The 18,652-nt window shown below is 70.4% G+C and carries 18 protein-coding genes; 10 read left to right on the top strand and 8 right to left on the bottom strand.

The window, feature by feature from the left end; translation table 11 throughout:
* Nucleotide 1: 1 nt before the first annotated feature.
* From fabI to BWI15_RS22525, 3 genes are all read right to left on the bottom strand, one after another.
* Complete coding sequence (gene fabI / locus BWI15_RS22515) at nucleotides 2-772, bottom strand: enoyl-ACP reductase FabI (protein ID WP_077016450.1); 771 nt, start codon at nucleotides 770-772, stop codon at nucleotides 2-4.
* 30 nt (nucleotides 773-802) lie between these two features.
* The gene (fabG, locus tag BWI15_RS22520) at nucleotides 803-1,507 is read right to left on the bottom strand and encodes a 3-oxoacyl-[acyl-carrier-protein] reductase (protein WP_077017204.1); all 705 of its coding nucleotides are present in this window, start codon (nucleotides 1,505-1,507) and stop codon (nucleotides 803-805) included.
* 108 nt (nucleotides 1,508-1,615) lie between these two features.
* The gene (locus BWI15_RS22525) at nucleotides 1,616-1,828 is read right to left on the bottom strand and encodes a dodecin (RefSeq protein WP_077016451.1); all 213 of its coding nucleotides are present in this window, start codon (nucleotides 1,826-1,828) and stop codon (nucleotides 1,616-1,618) included.
* A 73-nt stretch (nucleotides 1,829-1,901) separates the two neighbouring features.
* Between BWI15_RS22525 and BWI15_RS22530 the strand changes: the two genes are divergently transcribed.
* Nucleotides 1,902-2,261 (top strand): DUF3099 domain-containing protein, encoded by a 360-nt coding sequence (locus tag BWI15_RS22530; RefSeq protein WP_077016452.1) that lies wholly within the window; start codon nucleotides 1,902-1,904, stop codon nucleotides 2,259-2,261.
* A gap of 177 nt (nucleotides 2,262-2,438) precedes the next feature.
* Nucleotides 2,439-2,642, top strand: a complete 204-nt coding sequence (locus BWI15_RS22535; protein WP_077016453.1) for a hypothetical protein — start codon at nucleotides 2,439-2,441, stop codon at nucleotides 2,640-2,642.
* 66 nt (nucleotides 2,643-2,708) lie between these two features.
* On the opposite strand, the gene moaA is transcribed toward BWI15_RS22535, so the two are convergent.
* A complete protein-coding gene (gene moaA, locus BWI15_RS22540; RefSeq protein ID WP_193432182.1) occupies nucleotides 2,709-3,719 on the bottom strand; it encodes a GTP 3',8-cyclase MoaA in 1,011 nt (336 codons plus the stop codon).
* A gap of 76 nt (nucleotides 3,720-3,795) precedes the next feature.
* Here moaA and BWI15_RS22545 point away from each other — a divergent pair, with 76 nt between their 5' ends.
* The 3 genes from BWI15_RS22545 (at nucleotide 3,796) to BWI15_RS22555 (ending at nucleotide 6,912) form a co-directional block, all read left to right on the top strand.
* A complete protein-coding gene (locus BWI15_RS22545) occupies nucleotides 3,796-4,608 on the top strand; it encodes an SURF1 family cytochrome oxidase biogenesis protein (RefSeq protein ID WP_083750940.1) in 813 nt (270 codons plus the stop codon).
* A gap of 113 nt (nucleotides 4,609-4,721) precedes the next feature.
* Nucleotides 4,722-5,486, top strand: coding sequence for an SDR family oxidoreductase (locus BWI15_RS22550; protein WP_237771408.1), 765 nt, complete (start codon nucleotides 4,722-4,724; stop codon nucleotides 5,484-5,486).
* Between the two features lie 70 nt (nucleotides 5,487-5,556).
* Nucleotides 5,557-6,912 carry a neutral zinc metallopeptidase gene (locus BWI15_RS22555; protein ID WP_077016454.1) on the top strand — a complete coding sequence of 452 codons (1,356 nt, stop codon included), beginning with the start codon at nucleotides 5,557-5,559 and terminating at the stop codon, nucleotides 6,910-6,912.
* On the opposite strand, the gene ligD is transcribed toward BWI15_RS22555, so the two are convergent.
* Nucleotides 6,909-7,967, bottom strand: coding sequence for a non-homologous end-joining DNA ligase (ligD, locus tag BWI15_RS22560; protein WP_077016455.1), 1,059 nt, complete (start codon nucleotides 7,965-7,967; stop codon nucleotides 6,909-6,911). The two genes, BWI15_RS22555 and ligD, sit on opposite strands and share 4 nt — an antisense overlap.
* A 158-nt stretch (nucleotides 7,968-8,125) precedes the next feature.
* On the opposite strand from ligD, the gene BWI15_RS22565 reads away from it, so the two are divergent.
* The 5 genes from BWI15_RS22565 to msrB all read left to right on the top strand — a co-directional run bounded on the left by BWI15_RS22565 (nucleotide 8,126) and on the right by msrB (nucleotide 16,032).
* Nucleotides 8,126-9,718: a M4 family metallopeptidase gene (locus tag BWI15_RS22565; RefSeq protein WP_077016456.1), complete on the top strand. Its 1,593-nt coding sequence runs from the start codon at nucleotides 8,126-8,128 to the stop codon at nucleotides 9,716-9,718.
* 149 nt (nucleotides 9,719-9,867) lie between these two features.
* Complete coding sequence (locus BWI15_RS22570) at nucleotides 9,868-11,625, top strand: FAD-dependent oxidoreductase (protein WP_077016457.1); 1,758 nt, start codon at nucleotides 9,868-9,870, stop codon at nucleotides 11,623-11,625.
* Nucleotides 11,618-13,009 (top strand): adenylate/guanylate cyclase domain-containing protein, encoded by a 1,392-nt coding sequence (locus tag BWI15_RS22575; protein WP_077016458.1) that lies wholly within the window; start codon nucleotides 11,618-11,620, stop codon nucleotides 13,007-13,009. The genes BWI15_RS22570 and BWI15_RS22575 overlap by 8 nt, the downstream gene beginning before the upstream one ends.
* A gap of 94 nt (nucleotides 13,010-13,103) precedes the next feature.
* The gene (locus BWI15_RS22580; RefSeq protein WP_077016459.1) at nucleotides 13,104-15,497 is read left to right on the top strand and encodes a lamin tail domain-containing protein; all 2,394 of its coding nucleotides are present in this window, start codon (nucleotides 13,104-13,106) and stop codon (nucleotides 15,495-15,497) included.
* 118 nt (nucleotides 15,498-15,615) lie between these two features.
* Complete coding sequence (gene msrB / locus BWI15_RS22585) at nucleotides 15,616-16,032, top strand: peptide-methionine (R)-S-oxide reductase MsrB (protein ID WP_077016460.1); 417 nt, start codon at nucleotides 15,616-15,618, stop codon at nucleotides 16,030-16,032.
* 60 nt (nucleotides 16,033-16,092) lie between these two features.
* Here the strand turns inward: msrB and BWI15_RS22590 are convergent, their stop codons facing one another.
* From BWI15_RS22590 to hemG, 3 genes are read right to left on the bottom strand one after another with little or no spacing between them, the layout of a single operon-like run.
* Nucleotides 16,093-16,470, bottom strand: coding sequence for a VOC family protein (locus tag BWI15_RS22590; RefSeq protein ID WP_077016461.1), 378 nt, complete (start codon nucleotides 16,468-16,470; stop codon nucleotides 16,093-16,095).
* 1 nt (nucleotide 16,471) lies between these two features.
* Nucleotides 16,472-17,200, bottom strand: a complete 729-nt coding sequence (hemQ, locus tag BWI15_RS22595; RefSeq protein WP_077016462.1) for a hydrogen peroxide-dependent heme synthase — start codon at nucleotides 17,198-17,200, stop codon at nucleotides 16,472-16,474.
* A complete protein-coding gene (gene hemG / locus BWI15_RS22600; protein ID WP_077016463.1) occupies nucleotides 17,197-18,636 on the bottom strand; it encodes a protoporphyrinogen oxidase in 1,440 nt (479 codons plus the stop codon). The genes hemQ and hemG overlap by 4 nt, the downstream gene beginning before the upstream one ends.
* Nucleotides 18,637-18,652 lie beyond the last annotated feature (16 nt).

Below are 18,652 nucleotides of genomic sequence, written 5' to 3' on the forward strand. Positions count from 1 at the left end.
GCTAGGCACCCATCGCGTGGTAGCCGCCGTCCACGTGGACGATCTCGCCGGTGGTGGAGGGGAAGAAGTCGCTGAGCAGGCCGACGATGGTCTTGCCGGTCGGCTCCAGGTCGGACGGGTCCCAGCCCAGCGGGGCCCGCTCCAGCCACGGCTCCTCGAACTTCTCGAAGCCCGGGATCGCCTTGGCCGCCAGCGTCTTCAGCGGCCCGGCCGAGACCAGGTTGCAGCGGATGCCCTGAGCCCCCAGGTCGCGGGCCAAGTAGCGGGAGGTCGACTCCAGCGCCGCCTTCGCCACGCCCATCCAGTCGTAGCCCGGCCAGGCCACGGTCGCGTCGAACGTCAGCCCGACGATGCTGCCGCCACGGCTCATCAGCGGCGCGCACGTCACCGCCAGCGCCTTCAGGCTGTACGCCGAGACGTGCACCGCCCGCGACACGTCGTCCCACGGGCCGTCCAGGAACTTGCCGCCGAGGATCGTCTCCGGATTGCCGTAGGCGATCGAGTGCACGACGCCGTCCAGCCCGTCGACGTGCTCACGGATCTTGTCCGGCAGCGCGGCCAGGTGCTCGTCGTCGGTCACGTCGAGCTCCAGCACCGGCGGCTCGACGGGCAGCCGTTTGGCGATCCGCTTGGTGATGCTCAGCGCGCGGCCGAAGTTCGAGATCAGCACGGTCGCGCCTTGTTCCTGCGCCACCTTGGCCGTGGCGAAGCCGATCGAGGAGTCGAGCGTGACTCCGGCGACCAGGATCCGCTTGCCGTCGAGGATGCCCACCGGCGTCCCTTTCTCAGAAGAAGTTGGTGATCAGTGGCCCATGCCGATGCCGCCGTCGACCGGAATCACCGCGCCGGTGATGTAGCCGGCCTCCTCGGAGGCGATCCAGCGCACGGCGTTCGCGATCTCGGTGGTCAGGCCGAACCGGCCGAGCGGGATCTGGCCCAGGTACTGCTTCTGGGTCTCCTCCGGCAGGACGGCGGTCATGTCGGTCTCGACGAATCCCGGCGCGACGACGTTGGTGGTGATGCCGCGGCTGCCCAGTTCGCGAGCCATCGAGCGGGCCATGCCGATCATGCCGGACTTGCTGGCCGCGTAGTTCACCTGGCCGGGCGAGCCGAGCGTGCCGACCACCGAGGAGATGAACACGATCCGGCCCTTGCGCAGCCGCAGCATGCCCTTGGCGGCCCGCTTGGCGACCTTGAACGACCCGGTCAGGTTGGTCTGGATGACCGCGTCCCAGTCGTCGTCGGACATCCGCAGCAGCAGCGTGTCCTTGGTGATGCCGGCGTTGGCGATCAGCACCTCGACCGGGCCCTGCTCGGCCTGGATCGTCTCGAACGCCGCCTCCACCTGCTCGGTGTCGGTGACGTCGCACTTCACACCGAGGAATCCGGCCGGTGGCTCACCGCTGCGGTAGGTGACCGCGACGTTGTCGCCGGCCTCCTTGAACGCGGTGGCGATGGCAAAGCCGATGCCCCGGTTGCCGCCGGTGACGAGTACCGATCTAGCCACGAACACTTCTCCTCACTAGGTGAACCGCTGCTGCGGCACGAACGCTATCGCCCGCCCCCGGCCCGGCCGCGAACCGGGCGGGCACGGGAGCGGCGTACGGCGTACTGCTCAGGCGTCCTCGAGGCGGAAACCGACCTTCAGCCCGACCTGGTAGTGGTCGATCTGGTTGTCGACGATGTGCCCGCGGATCTGGGTCACCTCGAACCAGTCCAGGTGCCGCAGGGTCTCGCCGGCCCGGCCGATGGCGTTCTGGATCGCCGCGTCGACGCCCTCCTTGGACGTGCCGACGAGCTCGGTCACCCGGTAGGTGCGATCTGTCATCGTGCTCTCCTTCACAGCTGGCTGCGGCGCCGCTGGTACGGCGGCGTACCGTTGTCATTGGTGAGGAGAATAGATGCCCAGACGACGTGAGACCGACAGCGATTCGGTCATCTCGGTGACCAGTGCCCAGCCGGGCCACTCCGAGGACCTGGACAGCCGGATCGCGCGCTACGCGTGGATGATGTCGCTGCGGGTCGTCTGCTTCGTCGCCGCGGTGATCGCCCCATCGCCGTGGCGCTGGATCCTGCTGGTCGGCGCGGTGTTTCTGCCGTCGGTCGCGGTGGTTTTCGCCAATGCCAAGCAAAAGCGCACACTGGCCGGCGCCGACCCGTACGACGCGCCGCCGCGGCCGCAACTCACCGACCGGCCTGGACCGGTGGTGCAGGGCGAATACGTGCCCGATCAGCAGTTGCGTGACGACACCGAAAAGTGATCTCGGCCGGGACTGGATTCTGCCACCGGATCCGTGTCAGAATCTCCCGCGTGCTCTGAAGTTCACGGATGAAATTCAGGGACTTGATGCGGCGTCGGACGGCTCCCCCCGTGGCTGTCCGACGTCGCTTCATTTTGCCCAGGCTTTTGATAATTGAGTGGTCAGGAACAATTCCGCATGACTGAAGAAGCACCGGCCTCCGTCTGCTCTGCAAGAGGATGTGGCGCTCCGGCGCGCTGGGCGCTGCGCTGGAACAACCCGAAGATCCACACCGCCGAACGGCGGAAGACGTGGCTGGCCTGTGACGAGCACAAGCAGTCGTTGAGCGACTTCCTCGGCGCCCGCTCTTTCCTGCGCGAGGTCGAGCCTTTCACCGGCTGAGAACAACTCCGGCCGGCATTCAGGGTGAAAAAGTAAATTTCCGGTTCAGATTCGCACGGCGGTGTATCAACCGCCGATGGCCGACATCGGCCGGGCGGGCTGAAGGAAGGACGGATCGGCGATGCCGTGGCCGGGCAGTTTGCCGCGCATCGCGGTGCGCCAGCGGTCGGCCAGTTCCTCGTCGGAGGCGCCGCCGCGCAGTGCCGTCCGCAGGTCCGACTCGGTCCGGGCGAACAGGCAGTCGCGGACCTGACCGTCCGCGGTCAGGCGGACCCGGTCGCAGTCCCCGCAGAACGGGCGCGTGACGCTGGCGATGATGCCGACCGTCTGCGGGCCGCCGTGCACCGTGAACGACTCCGCCGGCGCGCTGCCACGGGTCGCCGCGTCGGTCGGCTCCAGGCCGAACCGGTCGCTGAGCTTCTCGAGGATCTCGTCGGCGGTGATCATCGTCGACCGGTCCCAGCCGTGCTGGGCGTCCAGCGGCATCTGCTCGATGAACCGCAGCTCGTAGCCGTGGTCCAGGCAGAACTGCAGCAGCTCGGGCGCCTGGTCGTCGTTGACACCCCGCATCAGCACGGCGTTGACCTTGACCGGGGCCAGTCCGGCGGCGTGCGCCGCGGCGAGGCCGGCCAGCACGTCCTTGAGCCGGTCACGCCGGGTCAGCTGCTCGAAGGTGTCCTGCCGGACGGTGTCGAGGCTCACGTTCACCCGGTCCAGGCCGGCCGCGCGCAGCGCCTCGGCCTGACGGGCCAGGCCGATGCCGTTGGTGGTCAGTGAGACCTGCGGCCGGGGCAGCAGGTTCGTCGTACGGTCGACGATGCCGACCAGGCCACGGCGCAGCAGCGGCTCGCCGCCGGTGAACCGGATCTCGTCGACGCCGAGGTGGGTGACCGCGACCGAGACCAGCCGGACGATCTCGTCGTCGGTGAGCAGCTCGGGTTTGGCGAGCCAGTCGAGGCCCTCCTCGGGCATGCAATAGGTGCAGCGCAGGTTGCATCGGTCCGTCAGGGAGACCCTGAGGTCGGTGGCGACCCGGCCGTAGTTGTCGGCCAGGCCCAGCTGCGGTGTCGTGGTCACGTGTCCAGGGTACGGTGCCGTGGGCGGCCGCGAGGTGTTTCGGGTGATGGCCTAAGTTCGAGACGTGCGTCGTTTGATGACTTCCCGGTGGATCGGCTCCGCGTTGGTGATCGTGATCCTGGCCGGAGCCTGCGTTCAGCTGGGCCGCTGGCAGCTGCACCGGCTGGACGAGCGGGAGGCGCGCAACCACGTCACCAGCAGCAACCTGGCCGCTCCCCCGGCGCCGCTGGCGGAGATCGTCGGCGCGGACCACGTGGTCGGCGAGCAGCACGACTGGCGGACCGCGGTGGTCACCGGCAGGTACGACGCGAGCAAGCAGATCGTCGTGCGCTACCGCAACGTGAAGGACCGGCCCGGCTTCGAGATCGTCACCCCGCTCGTGCTCGCGGACGGGACTGCGGTGCTGGTCGACCGCGGCTTCCTGGCCCGGCAAGGTGCCGAACTCGCGCCGTCGACGATTCCGCCCGTACCGTCCGGTGAGGTGACGGTGACCGGCCGGCTACGGCGCAGCGAGCACGGTGGCCACACCAGCGGCGGTACGCCGGTCGATGGCACCGCGCGCCTGATCAACGGTCCGGACTACGCGAGCGCGCTGGGCCTGAAGTTGTACGACGGCTATCTCACCGTCGACCAGCAGCAGCCCGCCGCGGATCCGGCGTTCGGCAAGTTCCCCGGCCCGGAGATCGACGACGGGCCGCACTTCTTCTACGCGTTGCAGTGGTTCTTCTTCGCGCTGCTCGCGATCGGTGGGCTGGTCTACTTCTCCCGCCAGGACCTGCAGGACAAGGACGCGGCCGAAGCCGTCGGCGATCCCGACGTTGCCGATCGCAACCGTCCGGCCAGCGCCGTCGGCGTGTCGGACGGTTCACCTCGGCCGCCGGACCAGTAGCCCGGGAGGCTGCTGGGCACGGGCGGCTCGCGATGAGACCCGCGTTCATCAGCTGAGACGGGACGCCGCTCCGGCGGCGCGCGGCTCAGCGGGCCGTGGCGGAGTACGGCAGGATGGTGGCCGTGGACCTCGGACTTCGCGATCGCACCTACATCGTCACCGGCGCCAGCGGCGGGCTCGGTCTGGCCACCGCGCGAGTACTGGCCGCCGAAGGCGCCAACCTGGTGATCTCCAGCCGCAGCGAGCAGTCGATCGCGCGGGCCGCCGCCGAGCTCGGTGAGAACGTGGTCGGCATCCCGGTGGACAACGCCGATCCCGAAAGCGCCGAGCGGCTGGCCGCCACCGCGATCGCCAAGTGGGGCGCTCTGCACGGCGCGCTGATCAGCGTCGGCGGACCCCGCCCCGGTACGGCGCTCGACACCGACGAGGACGACTGGCGGGCGGCGTTCGACAGCGTGTTCCTCGGCGGCCTGCGGATCGCCCGCTCGGTTGCCCGGGCCGGTGCCGAGGGGACGTCGCTGGCGTTCGTGCTGTCGTCGTCGGTGCGCTCCCCGATTCCCGGTCTGGCCATCTCCAACGGGCTGCGTCCCGGCCTGGCGATGGTCGCCAAGACCCTGGCCGACGAGCTCGGCCCGAACGGCGTCCGCGTGAACGGCCTGATGCCCGGCAAGATCGCCACCGACCGGGTCCGCGAGCTCGACTCCAAGGGCGGGGACCCGGACGCCACCCGCCGTTCGGCCGAGAAGACGATTCCGCTGCGCCGGTACGGCACGCCGGAGGAGTTCGGCCGGGTCGCCGCGTTCGTGCTGTCGCCCGCGGCGTCGTACCTGACCGGCGTGATGATCCCGGTCGACGGCGGAGCGCTGCGCACCATCTGAGCGACGCCGTACCGGGTTGCGGAGGGTTCGCCGGGGTACCTCCGCTACGCGTGGGCGGAAGGAGCGACCGGTGGACCAGAACCAGCGAGGTGCGGCAACTGCTCTGGTGCTGATTGCCGTTGTCCTGGCGCTGGCGGCGGCGATCGCGGTCGTGGACATCCGGCGCCCGGACGACGACCCGCTCGGACAGCATCGGCTCGGCCGGGCCACACCGGAGTCGGGCGACGTCGTGGGCGCTGCTCAGCAGAGCTTGATCAGCTACTGGTCCAAGGAGCTGCCGAAGGTCTATCAGCAGGATCTTCAGCCGTTGGCGGGTGGATTCCAGCCGAAGACGCCGGACAGCGAGCCGTTCAGCTGCGGCGGGCAGCGGCAGACGTACGACGACCTGCGCGGCAACGCCTTCTACTGCGGGGCTCCCGACGACGACTACATCGCGTGGGACGCCGCCGAGCTCTTCCCCCAGCTGGCGCAGCGGTTCGGCGGCATCGCACCGGCGATCGTGCTCGCGCACGAGTTCGGGCACGCCGTTCAGGCCCGCGTCGGGGTCGACGCGCCCTCGGTCGTGCAGGAACTGCAGGCGGACTGCTTCGCGGGCTCGTGGACCCGCTTCGCGGAGACCTCGACGGAGGACTCGGTGGAGCTGACCGACGGAGCGTTGGACAGTGCCGTCGCGACCATCCTGACGCTGCGGGACCAGCCGGGCCGGGCGGCGACCGCTCCGCAGGCACACGGTCTCGGGTTCGACCGGGTGAACGCGTTCCAGACCGGCTACGAGCAGGGCGCGAGCCAGTGCGCGAAGCTGCCGTCGGAGGGAGTCGTCACCACGGAGCTGCCGTTCCGTACCCGGGCGGAGGCGGAGTCCGGTGGTGATCTGCCGTTCGCCGAGGCAGTTCAGGTTCTGTCGAGCAGCCTCGACGCGTACTGGTCGTCGATCTTGCCGCGCCTGGCCGACGACCGCAGGTATCAGTCGCCGGCGATCAGCCCGGACGACGGCACCGACGTACCGGAATGTGCGGGCGCGGAGGATCCGGCGGGCCTGATCGCCGACTACTGCCCGGCCACCAGGACGATCGCCTGGAGCACCCCGCGCCTGCTGGCCGCCCACGACCAGATCGGCGACCTCGCCACCGGCGCGACTCTCAGCGACGCCTGGGCCGAGGCCGGCCAGAGCCAGGCAGGCCTCCCGACCTCCGGCCAGGACGCCGGCCTCCAGCGCGACTGCTTCACCGGCGCCTGGATCGCCTCGCTGGCCGGCGACGACCTGTCCCGCTCTCCCCTGTCCCCCGGCGACCTCGACGAGGCACTGACCTCCATCGTCGCCGCCGGCTTCACCGACGAAGCCGAGTCGATGGACCGAGGCGGCGCCTTCGCCCGTACCAAGGCGCTCCGCACGGGCCTCTTCGACAACCTGTCGGGCTGCGTCTAGTCCTTCGGGCGGTCGCGGTCCTTCGAGGGTTGGACTCGTTTGGGCTCGCCGGGCATCTTCGGGTACTCCGGCGGGTAGGGCAGGTCGCCTTCGCCGTGGTCGCGTTCGTGCTTGGCGGACAGTTCGAGCAGGGAGTCGAGGGAGAAGGCCTGCTCGCCGACCGCGGCGTGCAGGTCGCCGACCTCGGCGAAGCGGGCGGGCATGGTCAGTACGTCGAAGTCGTCCGGTACGACGTCCTCCAGCTCCTCCCAGCGCAGCGGGGCCGAGACGCGGGCGCGGGCGTTCGGCCGGATCGAGTACGCCGAGGCGATGGTGCGGTCGCGGGCCATCTGGTTGTAGTCGATGAAGATGCGCTCGCCGCGTTCTTCCTTCCACCAGTTGACCGTGACCTGGTCGGGCAGGCGGCGGGCCAGTTCGCGGCCGAGCGCGATCACCGCGCGGCGGGCCTGGACGAAGTCCCAGCGCGGCTCGATCGGCACGTAGACGTGCAGCCCGCGGCCGCCCGACGTCTTCGGAAAGCCTTCGAGGCCGTGCTCGGCGAGCAACTCGCGCAGCGCCGGCGCGACCGCGACCGCGCTCTTGAAGTCCGTGCCCGGCTGGGGGTCCAGGTCGATCCGCAGCTGGTCCGGGGAGTCGAGCTCCGGACGGCGTACCGGCCAGGGGTGGAAGGTCAGGGTGCCGAGGTTGGCCGCCCAGGCGACGACGGCGAGCTCGGTCGGGCAGACCTCGTCGGCGGGGCGGCCGCTGGGGAACGTGATGGTCGCCGTCTCGACCCACTCCGGCGCGCCCTTGGCGACCCGCTTCTGGTAGAACGCGTCGCCCTTGTTGTCCATCCGGGTGGACAGTTTCGCGCCCTCGAACCAGCCGCCCGGCCAGCGCTCCAGCGTGGTCGGCCGGTCCCGGAGCGCGCCGAGAATGCCGTCGCCGACCGCGACGAAGTAGTTCACGATGTCCAGCTTGGTCAGCCCGCGGTCCGCGAAGTACGGCTTGTCGGGGTTGCTCACCCGGACCGTGCGTCCCGCGATCTCGAGCTCGATTGCCTTGGTCGCCGCCATGGCGCGACGCTACCGCCCGGCGCGGACCAAAACCGCCGGACGCCGCCGGAAAACACAACTTTCCCGAGCTCTGGCCACCCTGGGTGACCGGGCGGTAACGTTCCTGCACCTCGTCCCGGGGCGTGAGGCCCCCGGGACACTCTTGAAGGAGCACGAGGATGAACAGATCCGCCCTTCTCGCCGCTGCCACCGCAGTCGCGACCGCCACCGCCCTCGGTCTCGGCACCGGAACCGCCACCGGCGCCCCGCAGGCGGAACCCGCGCCGTCCCCGGCCACCGCGGTCGCCCGGGCCAAGGCCGCGATCGGCCAGCACCTCGGCCCCCTGCGCGCGACCGGCGCCGACACCTTCGCCGTCCGCCACGTGATCGTCGACCCCGACGGCACCAGCCACGTCCGGATGGACCGCAGCGTCGGCGGCCTCGAGGTGCTCGGCGGCGACGTCGTCGTGCACCAGGCCAAGGACGGCGCCTGGAAGGACGTCAGCCTGACCCTGACCCAGCCGGCCACCGTCCCCCGTACGCCGAAGATCTCCGTCGCCGGTGCCACCGCCAAGGCACTCGCGGGCGGCGGCAAGCTCGAAGGCAAGCCGGCGCTGGTGATCGAGGCCCGCAAGGGTGCGCCCCGCCTGGCGTACCAGGTCACCACCGCCGGCACCCAGGCCGACGGGACCCCGAGCCACCTGACCACGACCGTCGACGCGCTCACCGGCGCCAAGCTGGTCACCGAGCAGCACATCCACACCGCCGGCGGCGACGGCAAGAGCCTGTACAGCGGGACAGTGCCGCTCGACACCACGCCGGCCACCGGCGGCTTCACGCTGACCGACCCGGCCCGCGGCAACGGCTACACCGCCGACGCGAACAACAAGACCGACTCGATCCTGTGCCAGGTGTTCGGCTTCGGCTGCCCGACGCCGACCCGGTTCACCGACGCGGACAACCGCTGGGGCACCGGCCTGAACACCGACCGCGCCTCGGCCGCCGTCGACGCCCATTACGGCGCCGCGAAGACGTTCGACTACTTCAAGCTGCTGCACGGCCGCAACGGCATCTTCAACGACGGCAAGGGCGTGCCGAGCCGGGTGCACTACGGCACCAACTACGTGAACGCCTTCTGGGACGGCAAGCAGATGACCTACGGCGACGGCGACGGCGTGGTGGCCGGACCGCTGGTGTCGATCGACGTGGCCGGGCACGAGATGTCGCACGGCGTCACCACCGCGACCGCGAACCTGACCTACTCCGGCGAGTCCGGCGGCCTGAACGAGGCCACCAGCGACATCTTCGGCACGCTGGTCGAGTTCTCCGCCGGCAACAGCTTCGACCCCGGCGACTACTACATCGGCGAGGAGATCATGAAGGACCGCCCGGCCCTGCGGTTCATGGACAAGCCGAGCCGGGACGGCCAGTCCAAGGACTGCTGGTACGCCGGCATCGGCAACCTCGACGTGCACTACTCCTCCGGCGTCGCGAACCACTTCGCGTACCTGCTGGCCGAGGGCAGCGGCCCGAAGGAGTTCGGCGGTCTGCCGCACGACTCGACCACCTGCAACGGCACCTCGGTGACCGGCATCGGCCAGGAGAAGCTCGGCAAGATCTGGTACCGGGCGCTGACGACATACATGACCACGAGCACCAACTACGCCCAGGCCCGGACCGCGACGCTCAACGCGGCCACCGACCTGTACGGCGCCGCGAGCCCGGAGCGCGCCGCCGTCGCCGCCGCCTGGTCCGCGGTGAGCGTCAACTGATCGCCGACAGCAACTGATCCGCGACCTGGTTGTGGTCAGCTGATCGTTGGACTTGGTCACCGGGCCCTGTCCCACTGGGGCGGACAGGGCCCGGTGATCAAACGCTTTCACCATTGCCGCGGCCGGTGCGCGGATCTACCTTCGATTGCATGGGTGGGGAACCCGGCGCGAAATCGAGCCTGCGCGAGGCGCGGCCGCTGCTGCTCGTCGTCGACCGCGATCCGTTGCGGCTGGACCGGATCGAGAACGAGCTGGAGCGCAGCTTCGGCGTCGACTTCCGGGTGCGCGGCGAGCTGACGGCCGCCGCCGCGCTGTCGTGCCTGGAACTGGCGCACGAGCTGGAGCAACGGGTCGCCGTCGTCCTGGTCGACCACGCGTTGCCGGCCGACGAGCGGTCCGCCGTCCTGACCCGAGCGCGGGCGCTGCACCCTGATGCGCGGCGCGCGCTGCTGATCCCGTGGGGCGCGTGGGCCGAGCGGGACACGGCCGCGGCGATTCTGGCCGCGATGTCGAAGGGCGACATCAACTACTACGTGCTCAAGCCGTGGATCGCGCACGACGAGCTGTTCCACCGGACGGTGGCCGAGTTCGTCCAGGAGTGGTCGCGCAACGAGATCGCGAACCTGCGCGAGGTGGTGGTGATCGCCGACGACCGGTCCGCCCGCGGGCATGCGATCCGGGCGCTGCTCGGGCGCAACGGGATCCCGAGTGCCTTCCGCCCGAGCGGCAGCCCGCTCGCGGACGCCGTGCTGCGGGAGATCGGCGAGCCGGACCCGGGCGACGGCGTCCTGGTGTGGATGCCGGCCATCGGCGGCACGGTGCTGCACGACCCGACCGACGTCGAGATCGCCGAGGCCTGGGGCGTGCCGACAGGTCTGGACGACGGGCAGCGCGACTTCGACGTACTGGTGATCGGCGGCGGACCGGCCGGGCTCGCGACCGCGGTCTACGCGTCGTCCGAAGGCCTGCGCACGCTGGTCGTCGAGCGGGAGGCGATCGGCGGTCAGGCCGGGACCAGCTCGCTGATCCGCAACTACCTCGGCTTCTCCCGTGGGATCAGCGGATCTGAGCTCGCCCAGCGCGGCTACCAGCAGGCGTGGGTGTTCGGCGCGCACTTCGCGCTGATGCGTGAGGTCGTCCGGCTCGATGCCAAGGGCAACGGATCTCCGGCGGGCTTCACGGCCGAGGTCGACGGCGTCGGCGAGGTGTCGGCCAAGGCCGTGGTGCTGGCGACCGGGGTGTCGTACCGGCGGCTCGGCGTACCGGCTCTGGAGGCGTTGACCGGTGCGGGTGTGTACTACGGCGCCAGCGTCTCGGAAGCGCACGGGCTCACGGGCCTCGACGCCTGTGTTGTCGGCGGAGGCAACTCCGCGGGGCAGGCCGTCGTACACCTGGCGCGGTACTGCCGGCAGGTGACGTTGGTGATTCGCGGGCCGGACCTGTCGGCGAGCATGTCGCAGTACCTGATCGACGTGATCGACGCGGCGCCGAACATCGCGGTCCGGCCGTCCAGCGAGATCGTCGACGGTGGCGGCGACGGGCGGTTGCAACACATCACGCTGCGAGACCGGCTGACCGGCGCGCAGGACGTGGTCGGCGTCGACGGGTTGTTCGTGATGATCGGAGCCGAGCCGCGGACCGGGTGGTTGCCGGCCGAGGTCGGCCGGGACGCTCACGGGTTCGTGCAGGCCGGCGCGGACGCGGCCGCGTCGGAGCAGTGGAGGTCGGACCGGGCTCCGCAGCCCTACGAGTCGACGGTGCCCGGGCTGTTCGCGGTCGGGGACGTCCGGTGCGGCTCGGTGAAGCGGGTGGCGTCCGCCGTCGGCGAGGGATCCGTCGTCGTGTCACAGGTCCACGAGCACCTGAAAACGCTACGGATCGCGGAGCAAGCCGCCTCCGATGGTTGACGCTCCCCCGGCTCGGCCGAAGTTCGTGTACTCGGCGGCGATGGTCGTGCTGACCGGCGCCGTCCTGCTGCTCCCGCTGGTCGCGCTGGCTCTGCTGCTGCGGGAGCCCGGGCTCGACGTGCACTGGGAGCACCACCCGTTGCACTTTTGGCTGGTCCTGCTGACCGCCGCGCTCAGCGCCGTACTGGCTCAGGCGATGGGATCCGCGGCACTGCGGCGTGGCGATCCGCGGGTGCTTCTGGTGTCGCTCGCGTTCCTGTCGGCGGCCGGATTCCTGGCGTTGCACGCGTTGGCCACCCCCGGCGTCCTGCTCAGTACGCCGAACGCCGGGTTCGTGCTCGCGACCCCGGTCGGGATCGCGCTCGGGTCGGTCTGCGCGGTGCTGTCGAGCTTGCCGTTCGAGGGGCAGCGGTCGGTGAAGGCTGTGCGCCGGGGCCGGCTGCTGCGGATCGCGCTCCTCGTCCTGATGGCACTGTGGGCCGTTGCCTCGATCACCCGGCTTCCGCCACTGCACGACACCGCCGTACCGGAGGTTGCCGACGGCATCCTCACCGCGCTCGCCGTACCGACCGTCCTGCTGTACGCCGTCGCCGCCGCGCGCTACCTGCGGATGTGGTCCGCGCGTCCGTCGTTGATGCTGCTGTCGCTGGTGTCGGCGTTCGTGCTGCTGGCCGAGGCGATGGTCGCGCTGGTGTTCGCACGGAACTGGGCGCTGTCGTGGTGGGAGTGGCACCTGCTGCTGCTCGCGGCGTTCGTGCTGGTGGTCGCCGGGGTGCGGATCCAGTGGTACGAGGAACGGTTCTCCGACCTGTACGTCGCGGACACGGTCTCCGGGCGCCGGGAGTTGTCCGTGCTGTTCGCGGATCTGCAGGGGTTCACCACGTTCTCCGAGCAGCACGAACCCGGTGAGGTGACCGCGATGCTGAACACGTACTTCGAGAACGTCGTCCCACCGGTGGTCGGGCGGCACGGCGGCGAGGTGGACCGGATCATCGGGGACGCGTTGATGGTCACGTTCAACAAGCGCGGCGACCAGCCCGACCACGCCCGGCTGGCGGCGGCCGCCGGTCTGGCGTTGCAGGAGGCGGCCGAGGTGGTGCGGGCCGGGCATCCGGACTGGCCGCGGTTCCGCGTCGGGATCAACACCGGAATCGCGTCGGTCAGCCTGCTCGGCACGGAGGGTGGCCGGACGCACACGGTGATCGGTGACACCGTCAACGTCGCCAGCAGGATCGAGGGCAAGGCGCCCGGCGGAGGCGTCGCGATCGGGCCGGCCACCAAGGCACTGCTGCCCGGCGCGCTGACCGAGTCGCTGGGCCCGATCAGCCTCAAGGGCAAGGCCGAACCGCTCGAAATCCATCGGCTGATCGCCCTGAACCCCTGACTTCCGCGCATGATCACCCTCGCATTCGGGGCATCGTCAGGAGTTCACGTCCTGGGCCTTGGCGGGGTCGGATCCGGGTGTGAGAATCCGGCTCATGTCTGCCCAGAACCGATCACGGCGCCGCCTGGGCGCCCTCGTGATCACACCCATTCTTCTCCTGCCGGGCGTCGCCGCGATCGCGGCCGCCCCGGCGCAGGCCGCCTCGTCCACCGTGGTCATCACCGAGGTGTACGGCGGTGGCGGCAACTCCGGCGCGGCCTACACGAACGACTTCGTCGAGCTGACCAACAACAGCAGCGCACCGGTCGACCTGACCGGCTGGTCGATCCAGTACGCATCGTCCGCCGGGGTCTCCTGGGCGAACAAGATCACCCTGTCCGGCACGATCGCGCCCGGTGGCGTCTACCTCGCGCAGGGCGCGTCCGGCGGCGCCAACGGCCAGCCGATGCCCGCGCCCGACGCGACCGGCAGCGTGAACATGTCCGCCTCGGCCGGCAAGATCGCGCTGGTCACGTCGACCACCAGCCTGACCTGTACGACGGCCTGCGCGACCGCGCCCGGAGTTGTCGACTTCGTCGGCTACGGCTCGGCCAACGACTTCGAGACCGCCGCGGCGCCCGGGTTGTCGAACACCACGTCGGCGACTCGCAAGGACCCGACCAAGGATGCGGACAACAACGCAACCGAGTTCGAAGCGGTGAACCCGTCGCCCAAGACGCTGACCACCGCGCCGCCGGCCGAGGACCCGCTGCCGGCGAAGATCCACGACATCCAGGGCGCCGCGCACCTGTCCCCGCTGCGCGGCAAGCTCGTCGGCGACGTCACCGGAGTGGTCACCGCGAAGAGCGGCAACGGCTTCTGGTTCCAGGACACCCAGCCGGACGCCGACCCGGCGACCAGTGAAGGCCTGTTCGTCTTCACCAGCTCGGCCCCGACGGTCGCGGTCGGCGACGCGGTCTCGGTCCAGGGCACCGTCACCGAGTTCCGTCCGGGTGGCTCCGGCGGGTCCGACAACCTCACCACCACCGAGCTGACCAACGCCACGGTCACCGTCGTCACCTCGGGCGCCTCGGTTCCCGCGCCGACCATCGTCGGGCCCGGCGGCCGCGTTCCGCCGTCCACGGTGATCGACGACGACTCCGCCGGCGACGTCGAGACCACCGGCACGTTCCAGCCGGCCACCGACGGGCTCGACTTCTGGGAGTCGCTCGAAGGCATGTGGCTCGGCATCGACAAGCCGGAGGTGACCGGGCCGACGAGTTCCTTCCGCGAGCTGTCGGTGGTTCCGGCCGGATCCGGCCTGCGGACGATCCGCGGCGGGATCGTGCTGCGGGAGACCGACAGCAACCCCGAGCGGGTGCTGCTGGACGACGTACTGGCGCCGATTCCGGACGCGAAGACCGGCGACACGCTCGCCGGGACGGTGACCGGCGTTCTGGACTACGGGTTCGGCAACTTCAAGTTCCTGGTCACGCAGACGCCGACCGTTGTCGACGGCGGGTTGCAGCGTGAGAAGACCAAGCCGTCGTCCCCGCTGCAGGTCTCGGTGGCGACGTTCAACGTGGAAAACCTCGACCCGACCGACGGGACCGCCAAGTTCGACGGGCTGGCCCAGGCGGTGGTGCGCAACCTCGCCTCGCCGGACATCATCGGGCTGGAAGAAGTGCAGGACAACGACGGCGCGACGAACTCGGGCATCACCGCCGCGGACGTCACGCTGAACACGCTGGTGGCGGCGATCCAGCGGGCCGGCGGCCCGAAGTACGCCTGGCGCCAGATCGACCCGGTCGACGGCAAGGAAGGCGGTGAGCCGGGCGGCAACATCCGCGTCGCGTTCCTGTACCGCACCGACCGTCCGGTGAAGTTCGTCGAACGCGCCGGCGGCGGCTCGACCACCCCGACCACGATCACCACCGACCGGTTCGGCCGCCCGCACCTGAGCGCGTCGCCCGGCCGCGTCGACCCGGCCAACCCGGCCTGGGAAGCGGCCCGCGTCCCGCTGGCCGGCGAGTTCACCTGGCACGGTCAGAGCCTGTTCGTGGTGGTCAACCACTTCAGCTCCAAGGGCGGCGACGACCCGCTGTGGGGCCGGATCCAGCCGCCGGTGCAGTCCTCCACGGTCAAGCGCCATCTCCAGGCGCAGTCCGTGCGCGGCTTCGTCGACCAGATCCTGGCCAAGGACCGGGGTGCGAACGTGATCGTGCTCGGCGACATCAACGACTTCGAGTTCAGCACCACCACCGACATCCTGGTCGGCTCGGGCCGGACGTCGCTGATCTCCCTGCCGCGCACGCTGCCGGCCAACGAGCGGTACAGCTACGTGTTCGAGGGCAACAGCCAGATCCTCGACCAGATCCTGATGTCGCGGAACCTGCAGCCGGCCTCGTCGTACGACGTGGTGCACATGAACGCCGAGTTCCCCGACCAGATCAGCGACCACGACCCGCAGGTGGTCCGGGTGATCCCGCTGCCGTCGTGGTACCGGTGATTACGGGGCGCTGACGCCGGGGCCCCGGGCGGGGTTTCGCTTGTCCGGCCGCCGATAATGAAGAGGAGCCGGTTTCCCCGGGGAACCGGCTCCTTGACCTTGAGGAGGTACGGGCACCGTGACCGACGGCACCAAGCAGTACGCGATCGACAAGACCGACGAGGAGTGGCGCGCGCAACTGTCCCCCGCGGAGTACCAGGTCCTGCGCAAGGCCGGCACCGAGCGGCCGTTCACCGGCGAGTACACCGACACCAAGACCGTCGGCGTCTACAAGTGCCGGGCGTGCGACGCGGAGCTGTTCCGGAGCGAGACCAAGTTCGACTCGCACTGCGGCTGGCCGTCGTTCTTCGCACCGCTGGCCGAGGACCGGGTGGAGTACATCGAAGACCACGCGCTCGGCATGAAGCGCGTCGAGGTCCGCTGCGCGAACTGCGGCTCGCACCTCGGCCACGTCTTCGAGGGCGAGGGCTACGGCACTCCGACCGACCTGCGCTACTGCATCAACTCGATCAGCCTGACGCTGTCCGAGGCCTGATCACCTGAACGCCGAAAGGCCCGGCACTCGACGAGTGCCGGGCCTTTCGTCTGTCGTATCTCAGATCGGAGTGGCGAGGGCCACTGGATTGCCGTCGGGGTCGAAGGCGTAGGCCTGGCGCTCGCCCCACGGCATGTTGGCCGGTTCCTGGACGATCTGGTAGCCGGCCGCGCGCAGCGTCTCGATCTGGGTCTCGACGTTGTCGACGTACAGGAACAGCTCGAAGCGCGGCGCCGTGCCGACGGTGATGCCGAGTTGCGCCTCGGGCCAGCTGGTGTGGGTCAGGCCGAGCGACGACTCGCCCCGCTCGAGGCCGACGTAGTGCGGGTCGCCCTCGAGCGGGAACTGGTACGTCTGCTCGTAGCCCAGCAGCGTGTAGAACTCGACCGAGCGCCGCATGTTGCCGACGTACAGGACGGGGAACGCTTTGTGTTCCATGTCAGGCGAAGTTGGCGACCAGCTCGCCGAGCTCTGTCCGCTTGCCGGTGTAGAACGGGACTTCCTCGCGCACGTGCCGCCGGGCCGTCGAGGCGCGCAGGTCGCGCATCAGGTCGACCATCCGGTACAGCTCGTCGGCCTCGAAGGCCAGCATCCACTCGTAGTCGCCGAGCGCGAACGACGCCACCGTGTTGGCCCGGACGTCGGGGTAGCCGCGGGCCATCTTGCCGTGCTCGGCGAGCATGTGCCGGCGCTCCTCGTCGGGCAGCAGGTACCACTCGTAGGACCGGACGAACGGGTACACGCAGACGTAGGCCCGCGCCTCCTCGTCGGCCAGGAACGCCGGGATGTGGCTCTTGTTGAACTCGGCCGGCCGGTGCAGCGCGAGCTGGGACCAGACCGGCGCCAGGTGCCGCCCGAGCCGCGACCGGCGCAGCGCGTGGTAGGCCTTCTGCAGCGCGTCGGACGACGGCGCGTGCCACCAGAGCAGGAAGTCGGCGTCGGCGCGGAAGCCCTCCACGTCGTACCAGCCGCGGATCACCACGTCGTCGGCCGCCAGCTTGCCGACCAGGTCGGTCAGCTCAGCGGTCAGCTCGTCGCGGTCCGTGTCTCCCAGCGGGGTCTCCACCTTGAAGACGGACCACATCGTGTAGCGGATCACGTTGTTCAGCTCGCGGGCCTTCGACTTCGCGGGCGTGGCGCTCTCGGGTGCTGCAGGCGTGTCGGTCACCTGGCCATTGTCGCCAATGCGTCCAGGTGGGTTCGCACCCGGGTTGCCGCCTGAGCCCCCGAGGCGACACAGGCCGCGATTCCCACCCCCCGGTACGCCGCTCCGCAGACCGCGAGTCCGGCCTCATCGGCGACGGCCGCCTCGACCCGGTCGACCCGGCCCAGATGGCCGACGGCGTACTGCGGAAGCGCGCCGCCCCAGCGGGTCACCAGCGAACCGGCCACCGGCGCGTCGAGCCCGATCGCCGTGCGCAGGTCGGCGATCGCGAGCGCGGTCAGCTCTTCGTCGGACCGCTGCAGCACGTACTCCTCGCCGAGCCGTCCCACCGACGTTCGTAGTACGGCGAGCTCGCCGCCTGCTTCGGACGACCATTGCCACTTGGCGTGTGAGTACGTCGCCGCTTTGATCGTGCGGCCTTCGTCGGAGGGCACGAGGAATCCGGAGCCGGTCGCGCCGGCCGGCCAGTCGGTCTTGCGCACCGCGAGCGTGACGATCGCCATGCTCGCGTAGTCGATCGCCGCGAGCTCGGTCGATGCCGTGGGCACCAAATCGGCCAGCATGCGGGCCGCGGGGGTTGCGGGCGTCGCGAGGATCACCGCGTCGGCATGGATCAGCTGCGGCGCCGGGACGGGTCCGGTCTCCAGTACGAAGTGGCCGCCTACAGTGCCAGTGTCAGCCGTCCGGGTGATCCGGCGTACGGTCGTCGACCTCCGGATCTCCACCCCACGCGCGGTGAGGTCGGCCTCCAGCGCCTGGATCAGCCGGTTGATCCCGCCGCGGATCCCGGCGAAGACCGGCGAACCGTCCGAGGCCCGCCGCTGGCTGGTCGCCCGCATCTCCGCCGTCGCGGCCAGCAGACTCGGCGCGGTCTTCAGCTTCGCGTACAACTCGGGCACAGCGGCCGCCAGCGAGATCTCCTCGGCGCGCCCGGCGTACACCCCACCGAGCAACGGGTCGATCAGCTTGCTGGTCACCGCCGGGCCCATCCGCTCCGCGACGTACCGGCCGATCGCCACGTCCTCGGTCAGGGCGGGCGCCGACAGTTCGCGCTCACGGGCAACCCGCGCGGCCGCCTCTTCGCCGAGCACGTCCACGGTCTCGGCCGGGTCGACCGGCACCCCCATCACCGTCGGCGGAATCGCCCGGATCCGGTCACCCACCCACAGCCCGGCGGAGGTGGTCGCCGGATGGACGATCTCCTCCCCCAGCCCGACCGCCTTGATCAGCTCGACCGCCTCCGGCCGCCGCGCCAGCACCGACTCCGCGCCGAGATCGACCGGCACCCCTTCGAGCACGTCACCGGCCAGCTTCCCGCCGAGCCGGGGCGAGCCCTCGAGCACCGTGATCCGCGGCGGGTTGGGCCCGGTCGCCAACGCGTACGCCGCAGCCAGCCCACTGATCCCGCCACCGACAACCACCACCGCCCGAGCATCCACGGCCCCATCTTCACTC

Source organism: Kribbella sp. ALI-6-A, from assembly GCF_001984195.1.
Lineage (GTDB): Bacteria > Actinomycetota > Actinomycetes > Propionibacteriales > Kribbellaceae > Kribbella.

What these genes read in the sequence shown, in the direction of transcription:
- ligD (WP_077016455.1), bottom strand. Translation starts at nt 7,967, where the DNA reads ATGGCGGCGACCAAGGCAATCGAGCTCGAGATCGCGGGACGCACGGTC.
- BWI15_RS22530 (WP_077016452.1), top strand. Translation starts at nt 1,902, where the DNA reads ATGCCCAGACGACGTGAGACCGACAGCGATTCGGTCATCTCGGTGACC.
- BWI15_RS22590 (WP_077016461.1), bottom strand. Translation starts at nt 16,470, where the DNA reads ATGGAACACAAAGCGTTCCCCGTCCTGTACGTCGGCAACATGCGGCGC.
- BWI15_RS22575 (WP_077016458.1), top strand. Translation starts at nt 11,618, where the DNA reads ATGGTTGACGCTCCCCCGGCTCGGCCGAAGTTCGTGTACTCGGCGGCG.
- BWI15_RS22580 (WP_077016459.1), top strand. Translation starts at nt 13,104, where the DNA reads ATGTCTGCCCAGAACCGATCACGGCGCCGCCTGGGCGCCCTCGTGATC.
- BWI15_RS22535 (WP_077016453.1), top strand. Translation starts at nt 2,439, where the DNA reads ATGACTGAAGAAGCACCGGCCTCCGTCTGCTCTGCAAGAGGATGTGGC.
- BWI15_RS22550 (WP_237771408.1), top strand. Translation starts at nt 4,722, where the DNA reads ATGGTGGCCGTGGACCTCGGACTTCGCGATCGCACCTACATCGTCACC.
- BWI15_RS22525 (WP_077016451.1), bottom strand. Translation starts at nt 1,828, where the DNA reads ATGACAGATCGCACCTACCGGGTGACCGAGCTCGTCGGCACGTCCAAG.
- BWI15_RS22570 (WP_077016457.1), top strand. Translation starts at nt 9,868, where the DNA reads ATGGGTGGGGAACCCGGCGCGAAATCGAGCCTGCGCGAGGCGCGGCCG.
- BWI15_RS22545 (WP_083750940.1), top strand. Translation starts at nt 3,796, where the DNA reads ATGACTTCCCGGTGGATCGGCTCCGCGTTGGTGATCGTGATCCTGGCC.
- BWI15_RS22565 (WP_077016456.1), top strand. Translation starts at nt 8,126, where the DNA reads ATGAACAGATCCGCCCTTCTCGCCGCTGCCACCGCAGTCGCGACCGCC.